Source organism: Sphingomonas sp. C3-2, assembly GCF_033025475.1.
In the GTDB taxonomy this organism is placed as follows: domain Bacteria; phylum Pseudomonadota; class Alphaproteobacteria; order Sphingomonadales; family Sphingomonadaceae; genus Sphingobium_A.
Genome location: NZ_CP130322.1, coordinates 2,945,710 through 2,964,668, shown reverse-complemented (window position 1 = coordinate 2,964,668; position 18,959 = coordinate 2,945,710). Strand labels below are relative to the sequence as shown.

At 63.6% G+C, this 18,959-nt stretch carries 18 protein-coding genes; 6 read left to right on the top strand and 12 right to left on the bottom strand.

Going from position 1 to position 18,959, the window contains the following annotated elements; all coding sequences use genetic code 11:
- Nucleotides 1–5 precede the first annotated feature (5 nt).
- From trbK-alt to QYC26_RS14195, 6 genes are read left to right on the top strand one after another with little or no spacing between them, the layout of a single operon-like run.
- Complete coding sequence (trbK-alt, locus tag QYC26_RS14220; protein ID WP_317512880.1) at nucleotides 6–275, top strand: putative entry exclusion protein TrbK-alt; 270 nt, start codon at nucleotides 6–8, stop codon at nucleotides 273–275.
- A complete protein-coding gene (gene trbL / locus QYC26_RS14215) occupies nucleotides 272–1,651 on the top strand; it encodes a P-type conjugative transfer protein TrbL (protein ID WP_317512879.1) in 1,380 nt (459 codons plus the stop codon). The genes trbK-alt and trbL overlap by 4 nt, the downstream gene beginning before the upstream one ends.
- Nucleotides 1,652–1,657: 6 nt before the next feature.
- Nucleotides 1,658–2,341 (top strand): conjugal transfer protein TrbF, encoded by a 684-nt coding sequence (gene trbF, locus QYC26_RS14210; RefSeq protein ID WP_317512878.1) that lies wholly within the window; start codon nucleotides 1,658–1,660, stop codon nucleotides 2,339–2,341.
- Nucleotides 2,338–3,375, top strand: coding sequence for a P-type conjugative transfer protein TrbG (gene trbG / locus QYC26_RS14205; protein WP_317512877.1), 1,038 nt, complete (start codon nucleotides 2,338–2,340; stop codon nucleotides 3,373–3,375). Before trbF ends, trbG begins: the two co-directional genes overlap by 4 nt.
- The gene (locus tag QYC26_RS14200) at nucleotides 3,372–4,730 is read left to right on the top strand and encodes a TrbI/VirB10 family protein (protein ID WP_317512876.1); all 1,359 of its coding nucleotides are present in this window, start codon (nucleotides 3,372–3,374) and stop codon (nucleotides 4,728–4,730) included. Before trbG ends, QYC26_RS14200 begins: the two co-directional genes overlap by 4 nt.
- Nucleotides 4,727–4,945, top strand: a complete 219-nt coding sequence (locus tag QYC26_RS14195; RefSeq protein ID WP_317512875.1) for a DUF2274 domain-containing protein — start codon at nucleotides 4,727–4,729, stop codon at nucleotides 4,943–4,945. Before QYC26_RS14200 ends, QYC26_RS14195 begins: the two co-directional genes overlap by 4 nt.
- A 10-nt stretch (nucleotides 4,946–4,955) precedes the next feature.
- On the opposite strand, the gene QYC26_RS14190 is transcribed toward QYC26_RS14195, so the two are convergent.
- The 12 genes from QYC26_RS14190 to QYC26_RS14135 all read right to left on the bottom strand — a co-directional run bounded on the left by QYC26_RS14190 (nucleotide 4,956) and on the right by QYC26_RS14135 (nucleotide 18,904).
- Nucleotides 4,956–5,261, bottom strand: a complete 306-nt coding sequence (locus QYC26_RS14190) for a hypothetical protein (protein ID WP_317512874.1) — start codon at nucleotides 5,259–5,261, stop codon at nucleotides 4,956–4,958.
- A 56-nt stretch (nucleotides 5,262–5,317) separates the two neighbouring features.
- On the bottom strand, nucleotides 5,318–6,217 hold the full coding sequence (locus QYC26_RS14185; RefSeq protein ID WP_317512873.1) for a LysR family transcriptional regulator: 900 nt from the start codon (nucleotides 6,215–6,217) through the stop codon (nucleotides 5,318–5,320).
- Nucleotides 6,218–6,499: 282 nt separating this feature from the next.
- Nucleotides 6,500–9,001, bottom strand: a complete 2,502-nt coding sequence (locus QYC26_RS14180; protein ID WP_317512872.1) for a heavy metal translocating P-type ATPase — start codon at nucleotides 8,999–9,001, stop codon at nucleotides 6,500–6,502.
- A gap of 69 nt (nucleotides 9,002–9,070) precedes the next feature.
- The gene (locus tag QYC26_RS14175; RefSeq protein WP_317512871.1) at nucleotides 9,071–9,412 is read right to left on the bottom strand and encodes a hypothetical protein; all 342 of its coding nucleotides are present in this window, start codon (nucleotides 9,410–9,412) and stop codon (nucleotides 9,071–9,073) included.
- A gap of 178 nt (nucleotides 9,413–9,590) precedes the next feature.
- A complete protein-coding gene (locus tag QYC26_RS14170) occupies nucleotides 9,591–9,887 on the bottom strand; it encodes a zf-TFIIB domain-containing protein (protein WP_317515078.1) in 297 nt (98 codons plus the stop codon).
- Between the two features lie 95 nt (nucleotides 9,888–9,982).
- On the bottom strand, nucleotides 9,983–10,591 hold the full coding sequence (locus tag QYC26_RS14165) for a cation transporter (protein ID WP_317515077.1): 609 nt from the start codon (nucleotides 10,589–10,591) through the stop codon (nucleotides 9,983–9,985).
- A complete protein-coding gene (locus QYC26_RS14160; protein WP_317512870.1) occupies nucleotides 10,581–11,093 on the bottom strand; it encodes an SRPBCC family protein in 513 nt (170 codons plus the stop codon). Before QYC26_RS14160 ends, QYC26_RS14165 begins: the two co-directional genes overlap by 11 nt.
- 47 nt (nucleotides 11,094–11,140) lie before the next feature.
- Nucleotides 11,141–11,644, bottom strand: coding sequence for a hypothetical protein (locus tag QYC26_RS14155; RefSeq protein ID WP_317512869.1), 504 nt, complete (start codon nucleotides 11,642–11,644; stop codon nucleotides 11,141–11,143).
- Complete coding sequence (locus QYC26_RS14150) at nucleotides 11,641–14,883, bottom strand: CusA/CzcA family heavy metal efflux RND transporter (RefSeq protein WP_317512868.1); 3,243 nt, start codon at nucleotides 14,881–14,883, stop codon at nucleotides 11,641–11,643. The genes QYC26_RS14155 and QYC26_RS14150 overlap by 4 nt, the downstream gene beginning before the upstream one ends.
- Before the next feature lie 3 nt (nucleotides 14,884–14,886).
- Nucleotides 14,887–16,056: an efflux RND transporter periplasmic adaptor subunit gene (locus QYC26_RS14145; protein WP_317512867.1), complete on the bottom strand. Its 1,170-nt coding sequence runs from the start codon at nucleotides 16,054–16,056 to the stop codon at nucleotides 14,887–14,889.
- Between the two features lie 2 nt (nucleotides 16,057–16,058).
- On the bottom strand, nucleotides 16,059–17,327 hold the full coding sequence (locus QYC26_RS14140; protein ID WP_317512866.1) for a TolC family protein: 1,269 nt from the start codon (nucleotides 17,325–17,327) through the stop codon (nucleotides 16,059–16,061).
- Between the two features lie 974 nt (nucleotides 17,328–18,301).
- Nucleotides 18,302–18,904 carry a TonB family protein gene (locus QYC26_RS14135; protein WP_317512865.1) on the bottom strand — a complete coding sequence of 201 codons (603 nt, stop codon included), beginning with the start codon at nucleotides 18,902–18,904 and terminating at the stop codon, nucleotides 18,302–18,304.
- Nucleotides 18,905–18,959: the final 55 nt, after the last annotated feature.

The window sequence follows — 18,959 nt, the reverse complement described above, 5'->3', positions numbered from 1 at the left end:
GGACGATGAGCCGCAGCGCCAAAATAGCCGGGGTCGCGCTTGCCGGGGGCATATTGATGGCGACTGCGATCGCGATTGCCGTCGATGAGCGCAAGCCGACAGCGCCGCTGCCATCGCCCACTGAGTTGGCGCCGTATGACCCGCTGCCCGATGAACTCGCCCGCTGCCGCACGATCACCATGCCGGATTCAGGCTGCGATGCGGCCTGGGAGGAGCATCGCCGTCGGTTCATGGGCCGTGAGGATTCCCTTGGTCGTAAGGACGGGCGGCCATGAACGACACCGGCGTCATCAACACCTTCCTCAACACCTTCAACAGCTACATCGACAGCGGTTTTGGCCTGCTCGGCGGCGAGGTGGCGTTCCTTTCGACCACGCTTATCGTCATCGACATCACGCTCGCCGGGCTGTTCTGGGCCTGGGGCGCCGATGAAGATGTGATGCACCGGCTGGTGAAGAAGGTCATGTATGTCGGCTTCTTCGCCTTTGTGATCGGCAATTTCTCTGCGCTCGCCGGGATCGTGTTCGAGAGCTTTGCCGGGCTCGGCCTCAAAGCCAGCGGATCGGCGATCAGCCTTGCCGATTTCATGAAACCGGGCAGCGTCGCCGCCGCCGGGTTCAATGCTGGCGAGCCGCTGCTGGATTCCGCGGGCGAACTGACCGGGCCGGTCGGCCTGTTCACCAACTTCGTCCAGATCGCGATCCTGCTCATCGCCTGGGTGATCATCCTGATCGCCTTCTTCATCATGAGCGTCCAGCTCTTCGTGACCCTGATCGAGTTCAAGCTGACCACGCTTGCTGGTTTCGTCCTGTTGCCGTTCGCACTGTTCAACAAGACCGCTTTCCTGGCCGAAAAGGTTCTGGGCAATGTCGTCGCTTCCGGCATCAAGGTGCTGGTACTGGCCGTCATCGTCGGGATCGGCACCGGGCTCTTCGCCCAGTTTGAAAGCGCGTTCGGTGAAATTCCGACGGCCGAACAGGCGATGTCGGTGGCGCTCGCCGCTTTGGCGCTGCTTGGCCTATCGATCTTCGGTCCGGGTATCGCGACCGGACTTGTCTCCGGCGCCCCGCAGCTCGGTGCTGGCGCCGCCGTTGGCACAGCGCTCGCCGCAGGCGGAATGGCCGTGGGCGGCGCAATGGGTGCCCGCATGGCGGCAGGCGGTGCGGCCTCTGCCATCGGCGGCGGTATGAAAGCCGGCACGGCCGCTGCACGCGGCGGGTCCTTCGCCGCCGGCGCCGCCGCCAGTAGCTACAGCATGGGATCGCTTGGCAAGAGCGGCGCCAGCGCAGTCGCCGGCGGACTTGTAGCCGTTGGCCAATCCGCCGCCAGCGGTGCGGCCAAGGCGGCAACAGCCCCGCTCAAAAAGGCCGCCGCCAAGGCCGGCGACAGCGTGAAATCGAGCTTCCGTTCCGGTGCGCGCGCCGGTTTCGGAGCGAGCAGCGGCACCATATCCGGCGGGTCGGGCGCATCTGGCGGCGCTGGATCGGCATCGACTTCCGCGCCGGCAGGCGGGGGCTCTCCACCCGCATGGGCGCAGGCCATGAAACGGCAGCAGGCGCTGCAACGCGGTGTCACCTCGGTCACACACGCGGTCCGCTCCGGCGATCGCGGAGGCGGCGGAATGTCGCCCGACATCAAGCAGAAGGATTAAGCGCTCATGTTCAAGCGACCCTCCATTCGGTACGGCAAGGCCGTCGATCCTGACACGCCCTATCAGCGCGCCGCACAGGCCTGGGATGACCGCATCGGATCGGCCCGTATCCAGGCCCGCAACTGGCGGCTGATCGCCTTCGGCTGCCTCGCCGTCTCGGCGGGCCTCGCGGGCGGCCTCGTCTGGCAGGGCGCGCGCGGCACGATCACGCCATGGATCGTCGAGGTCGATAAGCTCGGCCAGGCTCAGACCGTCGCCCCGGCCAACGCCGACTATCGGTGGAGCGATCCCCAGATCGCTTTCCATCTCGCCCGCTTCATCGAACAGGTCCGCAGCATCCCCGCCGATCCGGTGATTGTGCGCGAGAATTGGCTGCGCGCCTATGACTTCACGACGGATCGGGGCGCGATGGCGCTCAATGATTATGCGCGCACGAACGATCCCTTCGCCAATATCGGCCGCATCCAGATCGCCACGGAAATCTCCAGTGTCATCCGGGCTTCGCCCGACAGCTTCCGGGTCGCGTGGGTCGAGCGCCGCTATCAGGACGGCAGCCTCGCCGCCACCGAGCGCTGGTCGGCCATCCTGACCATCACCGTTCAGCCGCCCCGCGACCCGGAGCGCCTGAAGAAGAACCCGCTCGGCGTCTACGTCAACGCTATCAACTGGTCGAAGGAGCTTGGCCAATGACCCTCTCCACACAGCGCCGCGGTGCGCATTTGCGTATCGGCGGCCTTCCGCTTCTCCTGATTTCCGTATCCACGCTCGGCGCCTGCGCCAGCACATCGGCGAAGACGCCCGCGATACGCTACGATGATGCGCCTGCGATCGCTGCGATCCCGACGCCCGCACCGGCGGCCCCCGTTGAAATCGTCACCATCCCCGAACCGCTGCCCTTGCCGGGTCAATTAAAGCCGGTGGGCGATGCCGCGCCTGCGCCCGAACAGGCTGATCCATCGGCTCGCGTCAATCAGGCCAACGCCGCCGCGCGGATGCAGCCGGTGCGCGATGGATTCATCAATGCGATCCAGGTCTATCCCTGGTCGGACGGCGCGCTCTATCAGGTCTATGCCGCACCCGGTCAGGTGACCGATATCGCCCTGCAGGAAGGCGAGCAGCTCGTCGGACCGGGGCCGGTCGCTGCCGGCGATACGGTGCGCTGGATCATCGGAAACACGGTGAGCGGCGCCGGTGCGTCGGCGCGGGTCCATATTCTCGTAAAGCCGACCCGGTCCGACCTGGCGACCAACCTCGTCATCAATACCGACAGGCGAACCTACCATATCGAACTGCGCGCCACGCGCTCGACCTGGATGGCGTCGGTCTCCTGGACCTATCCGCAGGATCGCCTCATCGCCTTGCGCGGGCAGAATATGTCTGCCGCAGGAGCGGCGTCCGTCGCAAGCGGCGTCGATATCGCCCGGCTTAATTTCCGTTACCGGATCGAAGGCGACGACGCGCCCTGGCGCCCGCTTCGTGCCTTTGATGATGGCACTCAGGTCTTCATCGAATTTCCCGCCGGGATCGCCCAAGGCGAAATGCCGCCTTTGTTCGTGATCGGCCCAGAAGGCGGCGGCGAGCTGGTCAATTATCGTGTCAGCGAACGTCATATCATTGTCGATCACCTGTTCGCGGCCGCCGAACTTCGTCTCGGCAGTGAGCGGCAGCAGCGTGTCCGCATCCTGCGTGATGATGGACGGACACAGCGCAGGAACCGGCGATGAGCAACGACGAGAAGAACCGCGCTCTGGCTGACGGGCCAGAAAGGGAGGAGGGCGCACCCACGCCGCGCGCACCGGCGCGACAGGATGTCGACGGCGACGACGAGGCCGGCATCGAGCTGGATGGTCCGGCGGATATTGAGACGCGCGTTGGCCCCGAAACTCTTGCGGACCCTTCGGGCTTCAAACTGCGCGGCGATCCGCCACGCGTCATGCGTCTTTCGCGCAAGGCGATGGCGACGTTGGGAGCGGTCGGCGCGCTGGCGGTCGGCGGCGCGCTCACTTTCGCGCTGCAAAGCCGCGACAGAGTAGCGCCGGAGGAACTCTACAACACCGACAGCCGCGCGGTGACCGAGCAGGTCTCAACCGGCCCACGCGACTACAGCGAATTGCAGCCCGGCGTGCCGCCGCTCGGCGACCCACTTCCCGGCGATCTCGGCGGGCCGATCCTTGCCGCTCAGCAAGGCGAAGGGACTGGCGACCCAACCGTGCCGCCGCCTGCCGGAGCGCAGGCGATGACGCCGGAGGAACTGGCGGCACAGCGGGCCGCGCAAGAGCGCGAGGCGGCGCTGGCGAGCCGCTTGTTCCTCGGTGGTCAAGCAGGGAGCAGCGCAACCGCGAGCGCCTCCAGTGGTGCAACGCCGGGTCTCGATCTCGCGGCGCTGGGCGCGGCCGTGCCCGCCGCGCCGGAGCCGGCAGACGGCCCCAATATGCAGCGGGCGAAGCGTGAGTTCGTTGAACGCTCGCCCGAAAGCCGCACTGTCAACAGCGGTCAGCTGACGCCGCCGGTCTCGCCTCATGTCGTTCAGGCTGGCAGCGTCATCGCTGCGGCACTCGTCACCGGCATCAGGTCCGATCTTCCGGGGCAGGTCACCGCGCAGGTCACGCAGAGCGTCTATGACAGCCCGACAGGCCGAACCTTGCTCATTCCACAGGGCTCGCGGCTTATCGGCAACTATGACGCCGAGGTCGCCTTTGGCCAGCGCCGGGTGCTGCTGGTGTGGGATCGCCTGATCCTGCCCGATGGCCGCTCGCTCATTCTCGATCGCCAGCCCGCAGGCGATCCCGCTGGCTATGCTGGGCTGGAAGACCGGGTCAATGAGCATTGGGGCGGCATCCTGCGCGCAGCCGGTCTTTCGACATTGCTCAGCGTCGGGGCGGAGCTGGGGACGGACTCCGAGGATGATATCGCCCGCGCCATTCGCAACGGCGGGCAGAACACACTCAATCAGGCTGGCCAGGAGATCGTCCGGCGCCAGCTCAACATCCAGCCTACGCTGACCGTGCGGCCCGGCTATCCGGTTCGCGTTCTGGTCAGCCGCGACCTGGTGCTTTCTCCATGGAGGCAGACACGATGACCAAACTCAAACTTGCCGATCTCGCAGAGGCCAGGCCGGTGCGTCTCACCATAGAACTGCCCGCCTCGGTTCACCATGATCTTGAAGCCTATGGCCGGGTGCTGGCGGTCGACGGCGCCCAGCCTGTTCCGCCTACGCGGCTGATTGCGCCCATGCTGGAGCGGTTCATGGCGACCGATCGGGCGTTCCGGCGCTATCGCACAAAGACTGACTGAGGCAGGCCGGTCAGCGCCCCATGAAGGCTTCGAACCGTTCCTTGCCTTCGGCCTCGACGACGGCTTGCTCGGCATTGGCGCATTCTTGGCCGCGCACCGTGCCCGCAGCGCATTGGGCGACAAGCTTGCGCGCTTCCTCGATATTGGCCTCGAAATATTGCGTGCCGCGCGCCTCGCTGATTGTCGGCGTCAGATCTGCACCCTGACAGGTGAGGCCGGGCGCGGCGACCGGCAGAATCACGGGGCGCAGCACGAAGCCCGACCCGAAGCCGATCGCGAGCGCCACGATTGCGATGAAGATTGTCTTGCCATTCATGATGCTCACTCCTTCGATCAGGTGATGCGAAATCGGGCGCGGGCCGCCTGCGTATCTCAGGTTTCGGGATAGCGTTCGCGGATCAGGCCGAGAAATCGCCGCAGCGCCGGGCTGCTATCGTTGCTGCGCCAGTAACAGCCATAGTCGATGCGGGCCTGGCCAGTAGGTTCATGCACCTCGCGGAACACGATGCCGGGATGCTGGAAGCCCAGCGCCGATTCCGATACCAGCGTCAGGAACCAGCCCGCCGACACCATCGCCACCACATTCTCGCGGCTGACGTCCTGGGTTTCGACTTCGGGTTCATAGCCGGGCTCCGCGAGCCGGGCGCGCAGGAGCCGCATCAGGTCCGGTCCAGGGTCTTGTGTCCCCAGAACGAAGCTCTCCCGGCGCAAATCGTGCCAATAGACACGCTCGGCCTCGGCGAGCGGATGACCTTCGGGCAAAGCCACCAGCACCCGCTCCGACCAGAGCGAACGGCGTTTGACCGCCGGGTCCGCGAGCTCGCCGGTGACGACTGCTAGATCGATCACTCCGGCATGGAGCGCATGGTGGAGGAATCGCCGGTCGCGCTCGACGCCATTCAGCCGAACATCAGGGAAACGCCGCTGAAACTCGACAATGGCAAAGCGCAGGTCACCTGCGGTGAGCGAACTGCAAAAGCCGATGGTGAGTTCGCCAGCATCGCCATTTCGGATCGCCCGAGCGCGACTCTTGAGATTATCAACCTCGGTCAATATCCGCCGTGCGGCGTCAATGATTGGAATACCTGCGGGCGTGAGAATTGCACCGCGCGTTTGTCGTTCGAACAGCTTTAGACCCAAGCGATGCTCTAGATTCAATACATTACGGCTGAGGGTCGCCTGCTTGATATTCAAAAAGGAAGCAGCCTTTGAAAAACTCATCATATCTGCTGCGAGTACCGCGTAACGCAGCTGTTTGGTTTCAAGCGGCATGAACGGCCTTCTTTAAGGTTATTCGAACGGGGATGTTTTGCAATTTAATTGTCCATCATCGTGTCGTTGATCATAAGAAAGCGCGAGTCTGCCCTCACGTGAATTCGGGCGTTCGAGCACGCGACAATCTCCTCGAGTCCGCCCCGATCAAGCCAGGTCGACTCCATGTCGCTCAGACAGCGTCAATGGAATCCGGCAGATCTGACAAAGCATAGCCTGCGTGGCAGACGGATGGTTCATTGTTCAGTATTCCTCGGTCGAATTGAAATTCGGGTCGAGAACTTAGGCACCGCCACTGTCCCGATAAGCGAGCAGCCGCAGCGCGTTGAACACCACCAGCAAGGTCGACCCTTCGTGCACAGCTACAGCAGGGCCAATGCCAAGCCCCAGAATAGTCGCTGGTACGAGGAAGGCGACGATCCCGAGGCTCACGAACACATTCTGGCGGATCACCGATCGCGTTGTGCGGCTAAGACCAACCGCGAACGGCAAATGCGAGAGATCGTCCGCCATCAGCGCGACATCGGCCGTCTCCAGCGCCACGTCAGAACCCGCTGCTCCCATCGCTACGCCAACTGTCGCCGTCGCCATGGCGGGCGCGTCATTGACGCCATCGCCAACCATAGCAACCTTGGTTTCGGCGCGGAGCTTCTTGATTGCCTTCACCTTGTCTTCCGGCATGAGATCGCCCCATGCCTCGTCGATCCCGACTTCACGGGCAATCGCTTCGGCCGCCCGTTGATGGTCGCCGGAGATCATGATCATCCGCTTGATGCCGATGTCGTGCAGGCGCCTCAGCGCCGCTGACGCCGTCTCGCGCGGCGTGTCGAGCAAGCCGATCGCGCCCAGATCACGGTCATCGCGCCGCACGACCATGCTGGTTTGACCACCTTCGCGCAATTGCTCGACGGCCGCCGCAATCGCTGGGGATAGTGGCGGGATGCCGTCGGTGCCGAACATTCCCGGCTTGCCGATCAGGACTTGGTCTTCCCCGACCACGGCCGAGACGCCGCGACCCGTGAGGCTTTGCAGGCTCTCCGCTTTCGGAACCGGAAAGTCCCCTATATGATCGCGCCCATCTCGCGCGATCGCCTGTGCCAGCGGATGATCGCTCAGGCCTTCGACCGCCACCGCAATCGCCATCAACTCCCGCTTGTCCACGTCCGGCGCGGTGATGACTTGCTGAATGCGCGGCTCGCCCTTGGTAAGCGTGCCAGTCTTGTCGAACGCGATCGCATCGAGCGAGCCAAGCAGTTCGAGCGGGGCGCCACCCTTGACGAGAACACCGCCGCGCGCTGCACGCGCTACGCCGGAAAGGACCGCGCTGGGAGTGGCGATGGCTAGTGCGCAGGGACTGGCCGCCACCAGCACAGCCATTGAACGGTAGAAGCTGTCGCGGAAGGGCTCATCGACCACGACCCAGGCGAACAGCAGCACAAACGCCAGCAGGAGGACGAGCGGCACGAAGGCCCGCTCGAACCTATCGGTGAACCTCTGCGTCGGCGACTTCTGCGTCTCCGCCTCGCTCACCATCTTGACCACCTTGGCGAGCGTGCTTTCGCTCGACAGGCGGGTCACCTCGATTTCAATGAGGCCGCTGCCGTTGATCGTGCCGGTGAACACCCGGCTCGCGGCATCGACCCGATCGGGATTGGCGCGGGCGGCCGCATCGTCCATGACAGGCTGCTTGTCGACCGGAATGCTCTCGCCCGTCACGGGAGCCTGGTTGATGGCGCTGGTGCCCTTGATGATGAAGCCGTCTGCCGCCACCCGTGCGTCGGGTTTTACGATCACGGTATCGCCGACCTTCAGCGCATCGACGGAGACTTCTTCTGTCGTGCCGTCGGTGCGCCGCACCGTGGCGGTGCGCGGCGCCAGTTCGGCCAGTGCCTCGATCGCCCGCTTGGCTCGGCCCATCGCATAGTGTTCGAGGGCATGCCCCAGACTGAACAGAAACAGCAGCAGCGCGCCTTCGGCGAACGCGCCAAGCGCCGCCGCGCCAGCGGCCGCGACCAGCATAAGCGTGTCGATCTCGAACTTGCGGCGTTTGAGATTGTCGATCGCCTCGCGCAGCGTGAAGAAGCCGCCGAAGAAGTAAGCTGCGACATAAAGCGCTGTCGGCAGCCAGACGGGTACTCCGGTGACGAGTTTTTCGATCGCAAAGCCGATGCCGAGCAAGGATCCGCAGGCGAGCGCGAAGATCAGCTCGGTATTGGGACCCAGAAATTCGCCATGATCATGATCATGGTTGGCATCTGTCTTCTTATCCTTCCCATCGCCCTCTGACGCGTGATCATGCCCGGCATGGGTCTCCTGCGCAGACAGAACAAGGGATCGCCGCCTGTGCTCGACACCCATGCCAGCAAGGGCGTCCTGAAGCTGGCGTTCGGTGATCTGTTCCAGATCGAACTCGATGCGAACCATGCCCGCGGCATTGGCATCGGCTTCGAGCACGCCAGGCAAGGCCCGCAGCTGCTCGCCCACGGATCGGGCCTTTCGCTGGTGCCGGATGCCTTTAACCGACCACACCACATGGCCATATCGCTCCGCGATAGCCACGCCCGCTGCTAGCGCTATGTCGCGAATACGGGGGAGCGGCACCATGTCCGGATCGTAATGGATGCATAAGAGCGCTGGCTTTGCATCCTGCGCTGGCACGATATGCGCCTTTTCGATTCCTGGCCGTGCGGAGAGATTGGCGGTGAGGCGATCGACGCAGGCATCGGTCGCATCCGGAATCTCGGGAAGAATGAGCGGAATTTCGAGCTGGATCTGTTCGGTCATAAAATTTCCTCTGTTGCATCGATCTCGTTCAGCGCCTGCACCGTGGGAATAGAGCGAGGCGGTCAGAGATCACGGAGGTGGTCGTCCGTCCCGTTCCGGGGCGGGGCCATCGGGGCGACACACCTGCGATCCGGTGTCGGGCCGAATGACCACGATCGACCCGTTCGAGATTGCGAGATTCATGGCATCACCAAAATAGGTAACACCGGCAGCTGGAGAGGTTAGGCGCTCGGTTTCGCCATCAGGCAAGGAGGCGAAATCGATCGTCAAGCCGTTGCCGACGAAATCGACCCGCACCTTCGTTCCGTTCCCGCATGTGAAGATATGCGTTCCGGCGAGAGGAAGCGGGCGATCTTCCTTGTCCACGTTGCTGTCGGGCGAACATGCCGTGTTGGCGACCAGCATGAACATACCGGCCAACAGCGCGACAGCGCGCCGCCGCTGGGCCCACCCTGAAAAGGGCACGCCACTGCGAGGCTGCGGCGTGCTATCTTTCGCCGTGAACGCTGGGGTGCGGCGTTCACGGCGCGGACCCTTCTCGCACAAGCACGCAAGGGGGGCATAGGCTTGTGGGGGGCCAATCCTCATGTCAGTCGAACAGCTCCTCGAAGAAGCTTTTGCGGCGGCGGCGCTTGTGATCGCCGTAACCGTAATCGCCTCTGTGGCTGTCGTGGCCGCGATCGTATCCTCCGCGCGACGGAGTGGGCGGAGGGGGAGCTGTTTCGACGGCACTGCGCTCTATGATCTTGTCGAGTTCGCCGCGATCGAGCCACACGCCCCGGCATTGTGGGCAATAGTCGATCTCGATGCCTTGCCGCTCGCTCATGACGAGATCGACCTTGCAGACAGGACAGGGAAGCCCCTGCTTTGACGCGCGTTCTACCATGCGTAATTCCTTCTTCCTTGACAGAATGGACGATGCGGCATGAAACAGCGCTGCATCGGGCTGCAATTTTCGGGAATGGGCGAATGCCGGTCCGGTCATGGCGCGGTCTCCGCGCGCTGGCCGGCTTCGGCCCGCGCGTCCTTCAGGATTTCGATGCCGCCCTTGATGGCGATGAGCGCCGTCATCACACCGACGATGAGGTCCGGCCAATTGCCGCCGAGCCACAGCACCAGACCGCCCGCGACAAGGATGCCCCCGTTCGATATGAAATCGTTGAAGCTGAAGGTGGTGGCCGCGCGCAGCGCGACATCGGGCTTTTCCAGGCGCTGAAGCAGCCTAAGGCAGATGTAGTTCACCGCGGCTGCGACGGCCGACATCGCCATCATGGCTGACCCGATCGGTTCGCTGCCATAGAGATAGCGGCGCCCGACATCGACAAGGATTCCGACGGCGAAGAGCAGCAGCATTGTTCCTGAAACCGTCGCTACGCGAGTTTTCCAAACAGCGCCGCGGCTCAGCGCGATGAGGCTCAACAGATAGACAAGTGCATCGGAGAGATTATCGACGCCGTTGGCGATTAGGGCACTGGAATCGCTGGTGAGGCCGACCAGGAAGAAGGCCGCGGAGATGCCGGCATTGAGGATCAGCACGATCCACAAGGTGTGCCGCTCGGTGGTGGCGGAGCGATCGCTTCTACCCATCATTAGCCCCTTTTTGTGGGTGGCGGGCGGCACGCGCGCGACGACGATGACGGTTGAGGTTGGCGCTCCCAGCGCGGTGCATTTCCTTTTTTAGGAAGCGAACGAATGCACCATCCTGGATGGCGAGTGTTTGCGTCAGCCCGCGCCTGAACGGTACGGCTATGATGCGGCTGAAGAAACCGTCGAACGCGATCGAATGGCGAACCTGCGTGCCCGAAGCCAGCGACTCCAGTCTATAGGTCTCTTCGAGTACCGCGATGCCACCAATCCCCACGGTCCACGAGAAAAGGTCCGGCTTTTCGGAAGCGGTAATCGTCGCCTCCGCCTTTATGCGATATTCTCCCTTGTAGAGGGCGTAGCTCAACGGAATGCGTTGCTCGGGCGTAATCGCGTCCGTCTCGAAACGATAGTTCGGATGCCAGAACGCATAGGCGCCAAAATCGGCGAGATGGGACCAGACCCGGATTGGGGCCATGTTGATGGTAAAACTCGTTTCTGCCTTCATCGGCTGTGTGACCTTTCACACGGGTCGCATGAGGACAGGACGATCGCTCAGATGCGATCGTGGCTGCCTCCGGCTACCGGAACGGATGGGCTCTCGGCCGCGGCTCTTCCTTTGGGCGCCGCGTCGCGACCGGCGCGATACTCGACGCGGATCGAGCGGAGCTTGTCGACCGGAACCACCGGGACCAACACGCTGAAGCGGGCCGAGCGGCGAACCCGTCCTGACAGGCTGCCGGTCCAGCGGGTATCGACGCTGGCGGGCTGATGGCGATCTTCCATCTCGGCGGTAACATGCAGATGTCCCCCGAGCGCCGGCTTGCTCATCCCGGCTCTGCGGACCTGTCCGGTGACAAGGACTGCCTCCTTGCCGGGATAAGTCCGCACCCAGAATATTTCCATCCGCTCGTCGGGCACGACCTTGATGCCAGCCTGGAGCGGTGGGGCCGAAGCGCAACCAGCAAGGAGAGCCATCCCGGCAGCAAGCGGCAAGACCACCCACTGCCGGGACGAGCGCGCGGCCGTAAAGCCCACGCACCTGTTGCCTATGCTCATGTATGCGCCTCAGAAAGACCGCCATCACCGCCTTCAGGCTCCTCCGGGACAAGCTCACGGGGTTCGTCGCCGATCCGATGCCCATAACGGGCATAGAGCGTTGGAAGGACGAACAAGGTGAGCAACGTCGCGGAGATGAGGCCGCCGATGACGACCGTCGCAAGCGGCTTTTGCACCTCGGCCCCCGATCCCGTGGCGAGCGCCATGGGAACAAACCCAAGACTGGCCACCAGAGCGGTCATGACCACCGGACGCAGGCGCATCATGGCGCCTTCATAAGCGGCCTTCGCCCGATCCATGCCATCTTCCATCAGCGCCTGGATCGAGGTCACCATCACAAGGCCGTTCAGCACCGCGATGCCGGACAGGGCGATGAAGCCCACGGCCGCCGATATGGAGAAGGGCATTCCTCGAAGGAACAATGCGAGGACACCACCAACAAGCGCCAGCGGCACTCCGGTGAACACGATCACGGCATCGCGTACACTTCCCAACGCCCCGTAGAGCAGCAGGATGATCAGGGCGAAGCACGCAGGCACCACCAGCATCAGCCGTTCGCTGGCGGAACGCAGGTTCTCGAACTGGCCACCCCAGTCGAGATACTGACCCGCGGGCAGGCGTACCTCCTTGTCGATCATCTCCTGCGCGTCGGCAACTACGCCGGCAACATCGCGGCCGCGCACATTGGCTTGCACCACGACCCGCCGCTTGCCATTCTCGCGGCTGATCTGGTTGGGGCCATCGGTGACGCCGATATCCGCAACGCTCTGGAGCGGGACGAACCCGCCGCCCGGCAGCGGCACCGGAACCTGCGCCAGCGTCTGGAGATCGGCTCTTGCCGCATCCGACAAACGGATGGTGACGGCAAAGCGCCGGTCGCCTTCGAAGATCATCCCGGCATCGCGCCCGCCGATCGCGGCGGAGACGGTATCCTGGACGGTCTGCGCAGTGATACCGAGCCGTGACATGGCGTCCCTGTTCGGGCGGATGTCGAGCATCGGCAGTCCTTGCGTCTGTTCGACGCGAACGTCGGCGGCGCCTTCGGTCTTGCGCAGAACAGCCGCGATCTCGTTCGCGGTTGCGTTCATACTGTCGAAGTCGTCGCCGAACACCTTGATCGCAACATCGCCGCGCACGCCGGCGATAAGTTCATTGAAACGCATCTGGATCGGCTGGCTGATCTCGAACGCACCGCCCGGAATACCCTCCAGCACCTTCTCGACCTTCGCCACCAGCTCGGCCTTGGTCAGGCCGCTGTCAGGCCACTCCTTTTTCGGTTTCATGATAATAAAAGTGTCGGAGATGTTGGGCGGCATAGGATCGGACGCCAACTCCGCCGTGCCCGTCTTGGAGAAGACGAAGCGGACTTCGGGCAGCCTGGCGATTTCCTTCTCGATGCGCGATTGCATCGCCTGACTCTGGTCGACCGAGGTGCCCGGTACACGCAGAACCTGCGCGGTGAGATCACCTTCGTCGAGCTGCGGCAGGAATTCCTGGCCCAGGAAGGAGAAGGTCAGGATGGCGATCAGGAATGCACCGATGCCAACACCCATGGTCAGCGTCGGGCGCTTCATCGCCTTATCGAGACCCGGCTCATATTTGCGTTTGAGCCAGGACATGATGCGGCCTTCCTTCTCCTCAACCGGCTTCGACAGCCAGATGGCGAGCATCGCCGGCACGAAGGTGAGCGAAAGCACAAAGGCGCAACCCAGCGCGATGATGACGGTGAGCGCCATTGGCGAGAAGGTCTTGCCCTCGACCCCCGAAAGGGTGAGCATCGGTACATAGACGAGGATGATGATAGCCTGGCCGAATACGGTGGGGCGGATCATCTCACGCGCGGCGCGCGCAACCGAATTGAGCCGTTCGTCAAGCGTCAGGTTGCGGCCCAGATGATGCTGTCGTTCCGATATGCGCCGGAGCGCGTTTTCCACGATGATGACCGCGCCGTCGACGATGAGGCCGAAGTCCAGTGCGCCAAGACTCATGAGGTTGGCCGAGACGCCGCCCTGCAACATCCCGAAACTGGTCATCAGCATGGTGATCGGAATCACGAGCGCCGCGATCAGCGCCGCCCGGAAATTGCCCAGCAGGAGGAACAGCACGACGATGACAAGCAAGGCGCCTTCGGAGAGATTCTTCGCAACCGTCTTGATTGTCGAGTTAACGAGCGCGGTGCGGTCCAGCACTGGCTGGATCACCACGTCGGTCGGCATCGAGGCGTTGACCTCATCGAGCCGTTCCGCGACCGCGGATGCCACCGTTCGGCTGTTCTCACCGATCCGCATGATGGCGGTGCCGACGACGACTTCCTCGCCATTCTCTGACGCAGAGCCTTGCCGGATGGCCTGGCCGAGACGCACCTGCGCCACGGAATCAAGCCGGATCGGCGTGCCTTCGCGCGTCGCGATGACGGTTGCGGCCAATTCGCCGATATTGCGAATGCGCGCGTCCGAGCGAACCGCGAGGCCTTCACCACCACGATCGACAATACCGGCGCCGACCCCGACGTTGTTGGCTTCGAGCGCCTGCGCCAGATCGGTCAGGTTCATGCCGAGCGCCGCGAGCCGCTGCGTATCGGGAATGACCTGGAACTGCTTCACATAGCCACCGATGGAATCGACGCCAGCAAGACCTTGCGTATTCTTCAGGAGTGGCGCGACGATCCAGTCCTGCACGGTCCGCAGATAGGTCGCTTTGTCCGCTTCGCTGACGAGCCGGTCGCCTTCCGGCGTGATATAACTGCCATCAGGCTGAAGCCCCGGTTGTCCCGGCTTGTGTTGGTCACCCTCGCGATGTTCGAGATGGACCGTCCACATATAGACTTCGCCAAGACCCGTGGCGATTGGCCCCATGGTGGGCGTAGCCCCATCGGGCAGGCTTTCTTCCGCCACTCGCAATCGTTCGGCGACCTGTTGCCGCGCGAAATAGATGTCGGTCTTTTCCGAGAAGACCGCCGTGACTTGCGCAAAGCCATTGCGGCTTAGCGAGCGGGTATATTCAAGCCCGGGCACACCCGCGAGCGCGGTTTCGATAGGGAATGCCACCTGTTTCTCGACCAGATCGGGCGAGAGGGCGGGCGCGACGATATTGACCTGAACCTGATTGTTGGTGATGTCGGGAACGGCGTCGATCGGCAGGCGCGACAGCGCCCAGCCTCCGATCACCATGGCGATGAGCGTCATGAGCAGCACGAACCAGCGCCGCTCGACGGCGAATGTGACGATTTTGTCGATCATGGTTTAATGTCCATGCTCCGTTTCGCCCTTGCCGAGTTCGGCCTTGAGCGTGAAACTGTTCTTGCCTGCGATCTGTTCGCCGCCCTTGAGTCCGGACGTCACGACGATATTGTCGCCGCTTGGACTGCCGAGCGTGACAGGAACCGCCTGGAACCCGTGATCGGTGCGCACGAAAACAGTGGACCGCCCTTCGACGGTCTGCACCGCGCTTTGCGGCACCAGGACTGAGGCCGCGCTGCCACCGGTATCGCCGGCAAGCCGGATCGAGGCGGTGACCGGCTCGCCGACGCGCCATTGGCTCGATCGGTTGTCGATCAGCGCAATCACCGTGGCCAGACGCGTGGTCTCATCGAGGATCGGGGAGACGAAATCGACCTTCGCCACCGATCGGCGGTCGCCGGATACGATCTCGATCTCTGAGCCAGGCCGAACCTTGCCGGCATCGGCAGGCGATAGCGCCAGAGTAACGGCCACGCGCGAGAGGTTCGCCACACGGAACAGCTCCGCATCGGCCGCGACTGTCTGACCCAGCGTCACGCTGCGGCCGACCACCTGGCCAGAAAGCGGCGCAGTGATGGCGATGCGGTTGAGCGCGCCGCCACCGCCGCCGGCTGCAGCTACTTGTTGCTGTGCAAGACGCAGCGCAATGCGCGCCTCAGCCGCCGCCGTTCGCGCGGCAATGAGGTCCTGCTCGGGCGAGACCTTCTGATCGAACAAGCGCTGCTCGCGGCGCAGGTTGGATTCCGCGAGAGACAAGCGCGCACGCGAGGCTTCGATCTCGGCATTAAGCGAGGCGGCTTCGCGGCTTTCGATAATCGCGAGCGGCTGTCCCCGGCCAACCGTCTGGCCGAGATTGCGCGTGAGCGAGACCACACGCCCACCGATCGCGGCTGATACAACCTGCATACCCTGCGGATCGCCCTCAATCGTGGCAGGCAGCGTGAGCGCGCCGCCACCGCTCTGGATGGCACGAACAAGTTCAACGCCAGCGGCCTTGATTTGCTCTGCCGTCAGATCGATCTCGCCCTCTTCATCCGCATGTCCGGCTTCCTCACCGGCCGCCGCATTCTCGGTTGCCTCGTTTTTCTCCGGAGCGGGATCGCCCCCAGAGCAGCCCGCCATCAGCAGGGCGGCAAACGTCAGCGGCAAGGCTGCCTTGTAGATGGTCTTCATGATCAGTTCCCCTCAAGGTCTGGCGCGCGCACGGTGAGCCGTTCCAGCTGCGCCTGGGCGTTGTGGTAATTCAGCAGCGCGTCGATCGCAGCGAGCCGGGTCTCGGCGAGCGTGCGTTCCGCATCGAGCAATTCGAGCTGTCCGAACTTGCCCTCGCGGTAGCCGATCCGGGCGATGCGGGCGGCTTCTTCGGCCGCAGCTAATGCCGGCCCCTTCGCGGTGACGGCGGAGGTCGACGCATTGGCCGCCTCGGCCTGCGCGCGGGCGATCGCCTGATCGACTTCCAGCGCGGTCACACGCTTCTGCGCCTCGGCCCGAAGACGCTCGGACGAGGCCTGATCGACCGCAGCCTTGCCATTGTTGAACAGGGGCAGCGGGATCGTCAGGCTGAACAGCGCTGCGGTATCGCCGGTTTCGCGCATGTAACGCGCGCCCGCGCCGACGGTCAGATCGGGAACCCGCTGGGAGCGGGCGAGACGGACGCCCGCGTCGGCCACCGCCAGGTCCGCTTCGGCCGCCGCCATAGCCAGCGTACCGGTGCTGTCGATCTCTCGAAGCGGGCCATAGTTAGAGCGGACGCCCGTAAACCAGTTGGTGTCGAGAGTGCCCGACACAGGTTGCCCGATCAGTTTCGACAGGGAAAATCGCGACACCTCGACGAGGCGCTGGGCCCGCTCGACATCGGCATCAGCGTTGATGCGGGCGACATCGGCGCGCTGCATTTCGATGGGCGAAGCACGTCCAGCCTGCACCCGCACCTGTGCTGCCCGAAACCCCTCGGCAGCGATCCGGGCCTGGTCGCTTGCGGTTACCAGCCGCTGCTGCGCAGCAGCAGCCTCCGCATAGGCCTGAATAACGTTGAAGCGCAGATCGGCCTGGGTGATCGCCGCCTGCACCGCGACACGCCGCGAGCGCGCATCGGCGACGCCGATCCGGGCCGAGCGCTTGCCGCCGAGTTCGATCGGCAAGGCGAAGGATGTTGTCGTCTCGAGGCTTTGCGTTCCCCGGTAAGGGCCGCTTCCCGCGACATTCTCGGCTTCCACCGAGATACTGGGATTGGGACGCAGGCCCGCGACCGTCCGCGCGGCCGCAGCGGCGTTGATGTCGGCCTCAGCCGCATCGAGTGAGGGTGCCGAGGCACCGGCCATGGAGAGAGCCTGGTCAAGGCTAAGCGTCGCGCCCACCTCTACTACAGGCGGCGGCGCGCTTTGCGCCTGCGCGATAGTCGCGCAGGACGCCGCGGCCAGCATGGCCGCGATCAATCGGTACATAGTTGGATATCCTGAACAGAGACGTCAAAACATCCGCGCCTGACGGGATCAGGGCGTGGACAGAGTTACGACTTGTTCAGACGATAGGAGGGCGCAGGTCCGGGCCAGCGTGGCGCACTCTGTGTCCCGCGACTCGTGAAGTCGGATAGTCATCCGTGGGCAACGCCAGGAGCGATGAGACAGCGTGATCGCCGGGGAGGAAATGGGAAGCGCTATGGCATCCATGATGGTGCATCACGCCGGGATCAGTGTCCCCAGGTGACGACTTTTCGCTATTTTCCGTATGAACGGCACCGGAGCATTCCAGCGTGACCATGCCAGGGAATTCCTGCGCATGCACGGTCGTTGTTACCGTCAGCGACGCGACGACCAGCCAGATGAGGAGGAACCCTTTGCGGAACATGGTGAGCCGCATAGCCTATGTTGCCCCCGGTGTCATGGCCAAAGTGGAGGAGGCATGAATATATTCAAAGATATTCGTTTAAGAACCTCGATTATTTGTATCGCGCACTTGAAGTCGATGCTGTCGTAAGATGATCGGGAAATAGAGATGGATATGATACTACGTATCTTCCTAAATCGTTCCAGAACTATATGGGTTTTGTCTCAACGTACTGGCGCAGCGGAAGCGCCGGAACAGCGCGAGGCAAATGAAATTGTCGATCAGCGCCATGCCGCCGCCCATACTCAGCATAAGGCCCAGTGATGTGGCGCGTCGTTCACGATCTTGTCGGAGATTTCGGCGATCACCGCGAGGCCGAAAGGCAGGATAATGCCGCCCTTGGCGACCGCTGTACCGGCTTCCCTGCGCGCACCGCGATGAAGTGCGTCGAGACGAGGTGGAGTACATGGCGAAGGCGTCCACGTCGCGATGGAACCGCATTCGGCCTGAGACAAGGCAAGGTCCACGCGCGAGCAACGCAGCTATTCGACTGTCGCTTTTGTTCGGGCGACAATCCGGGATGGCATGACGGTTATCTGTTGAACTGGAAGCGGATTGTAAAGGTTAGGATCCGGTCCCTGATCTCCTCCGGCGGCGCTGGAAAGGGGGCTGCGTTCCTCAGCGCTCGAAGCGCCAGGCGATCCAGCATTCGATTGCCGCTCGAGCGAGCGATGTCCGCATTGATGAGCGCGCCATTCGTGTCGAGCGTGAAGCGCAGGGTCGCTTCGCCGGACAAATACAATCCGTCCGGCCGCCGCGCCAGAACCTGGCGCCACAACAGGAGCTGATAACTGTTCCATGCCGTGTCGGCGATTTGCTGGCTTCTCACGAGAGGAGGCGATGGCCTGGGAGCCTGGATGGGCGGGCTGGTCTGTGCCCGCGCTGGCAAGACGATGGCCGGTTGCTTCACTTCCTCCGCGTCATGGCCGCTTCCCGGCATTGGCGATACGGGTGGTGGTAAAACAGCAAGCTTGGGGGCCACCGACCTTGGGTCGGGCACCGATGCCGCTTGACGCGGTTCCAGCTTGGGCGCCGCCGCCACCTCAGAAGGCAAGGTGAGCAGGTTGATCTGGCGTGCTTCCGGAATCGGGAGGCGCGGCGGAGTGCCTGTCAGTCCCTCCGCCAGTCCTGCCACGAGCAGTCCGGTCAGCAGCAGCGACGTGCCCGCGCCAACCAGCCTCGTTCCAAGA

What these genes read in the sequence shown, in the direction of transcription:
- trbK-alt (WP_317512880.1), top strand. Translation starts at nt 6, where the DNA reads ATGAGCCGCAGCGCCAAAATAGCCGGGGTCGCGCTTGCCGGGGGCATA.
- trbL (WP_317512879.1), top strand. Translation starts at nt 272, where the DNA reads ATGAACGACACCGGCGTCATCAACACCTTCCTCAACACCTTCAACAGC.
- trbF (WP_317512878.1), top strand. Translation starts at nt 1,658, where the DNA reads ATGTTCAAGCGACCCTCCATTCGGTACGGCAAGGCCGTCGATCCTGAC.
- trbG (WP_317512877.1), top strand. Translation starts at nt 2,338, where the DNA reads ATGACCCTCTCCACACAGCGCCGCGGTGCGCATTTGCGTATCGGCGGC.
- QYC26_RS14200 (WP_317512876.1), top strand. Translation starts at nt 3,372, where the DNA reads ATGAGCAACGACGAGAAGAACCGCGCTCTGGCTGACGGGCCAGAAAGG.
- QYC26_RS14195 (WP_317512875.1), top strand. Translation starts at nt 4,727, where the DNA reads ATGACCAAACTCAAACTTGCCGATCTCGCAGAGGCCAGGCCGGTGCGT.
- QYC26_RS14190 (WP_317512874.1), bottom strand. Translation starts at nt 5,261, where the DNA reads ATGAATGGCAAGACAATCTTCATCGCAATCGTGGCGCTCGCGATCGGC.
- QYC26_RS14185 (WP_317512873.1), bottom strand. Translation starts at nt 6,217, where the DNA reads ATGCCGCTTGAAACCAAACAGCTGCGTTACGCGGTACTCGCAGCAGAT.
- QYC26_RS14180 (WP_317512872.1), bottom strand. Translation starts at nt 9,001, where the DNA reads ATGACCGAACAGATCCAGCTCGAAATTCCGCTCATTCTTCCCGAGATT.
- QYC26_RS14175 (WP_317512871.1), bottom strand. Translation starts at nt 9,412, where the DNA reads ATGTTCATGCTGGTCGCCAACACGGCATGTTCGCCCGACAGCAACGTG.
- QYC26_RS14170 (WP_317515078.1), bottom strand. Translation starts at nt 9,887, where the DNA reads ATGGTAGAACGCGCGTCAAAGCAGGGGCTTCCCTGTCCTGTCTGCAAG.
- QYC26_RS14165 (WP_317515077.1), bottom strand. Translation starts at nt 10,591, where the DNA reads ATGATGGGTAGAAGCGATCGCTCCGCCACCACCGAGCGGCACACCTTG.
- QYC26_RS14160 (WP_317512870.1), bottom strand. Translation starts at nt 11,093, where the DNA reads ATGAAGGCAGAAACGAGTTTTACCATCAACATGGCCCCAATCCGGGTC.
- QYC26_RS14155 (WP_317512869.1), bottom strand. Translation starts at nt 11,644, where the DNA reads ATGAGCATAGGCAACAGGTGCGTGGGCTTTACGGCCGCGCGCTCGTCC.
- QYC26_RS14150 (WP_317512868.1), bottom strand. Translation starts at nt 14,883, where the DNA reads ATGATCGACAAAATCGTCACATTCGCCGTCGAGCGGCGCTGGTTCGTG.
- QYC26_RS14145 (WP_317512867.1), bottom strand. Translation starts at nt 16,056, where the DNA reads ATGAAGACCATCTACAAGGCAGCCTTGCCGCTGACGTTTGCCGCCCTG.
- QYC26_RS14140 (WP_317512866.1), bottom strand. Translation starts at nt 17,327, where the DNA reads ATGTACCGATTGATCGCGGCCATGCTGGCCGCGGCGTCCTGCGCGACT.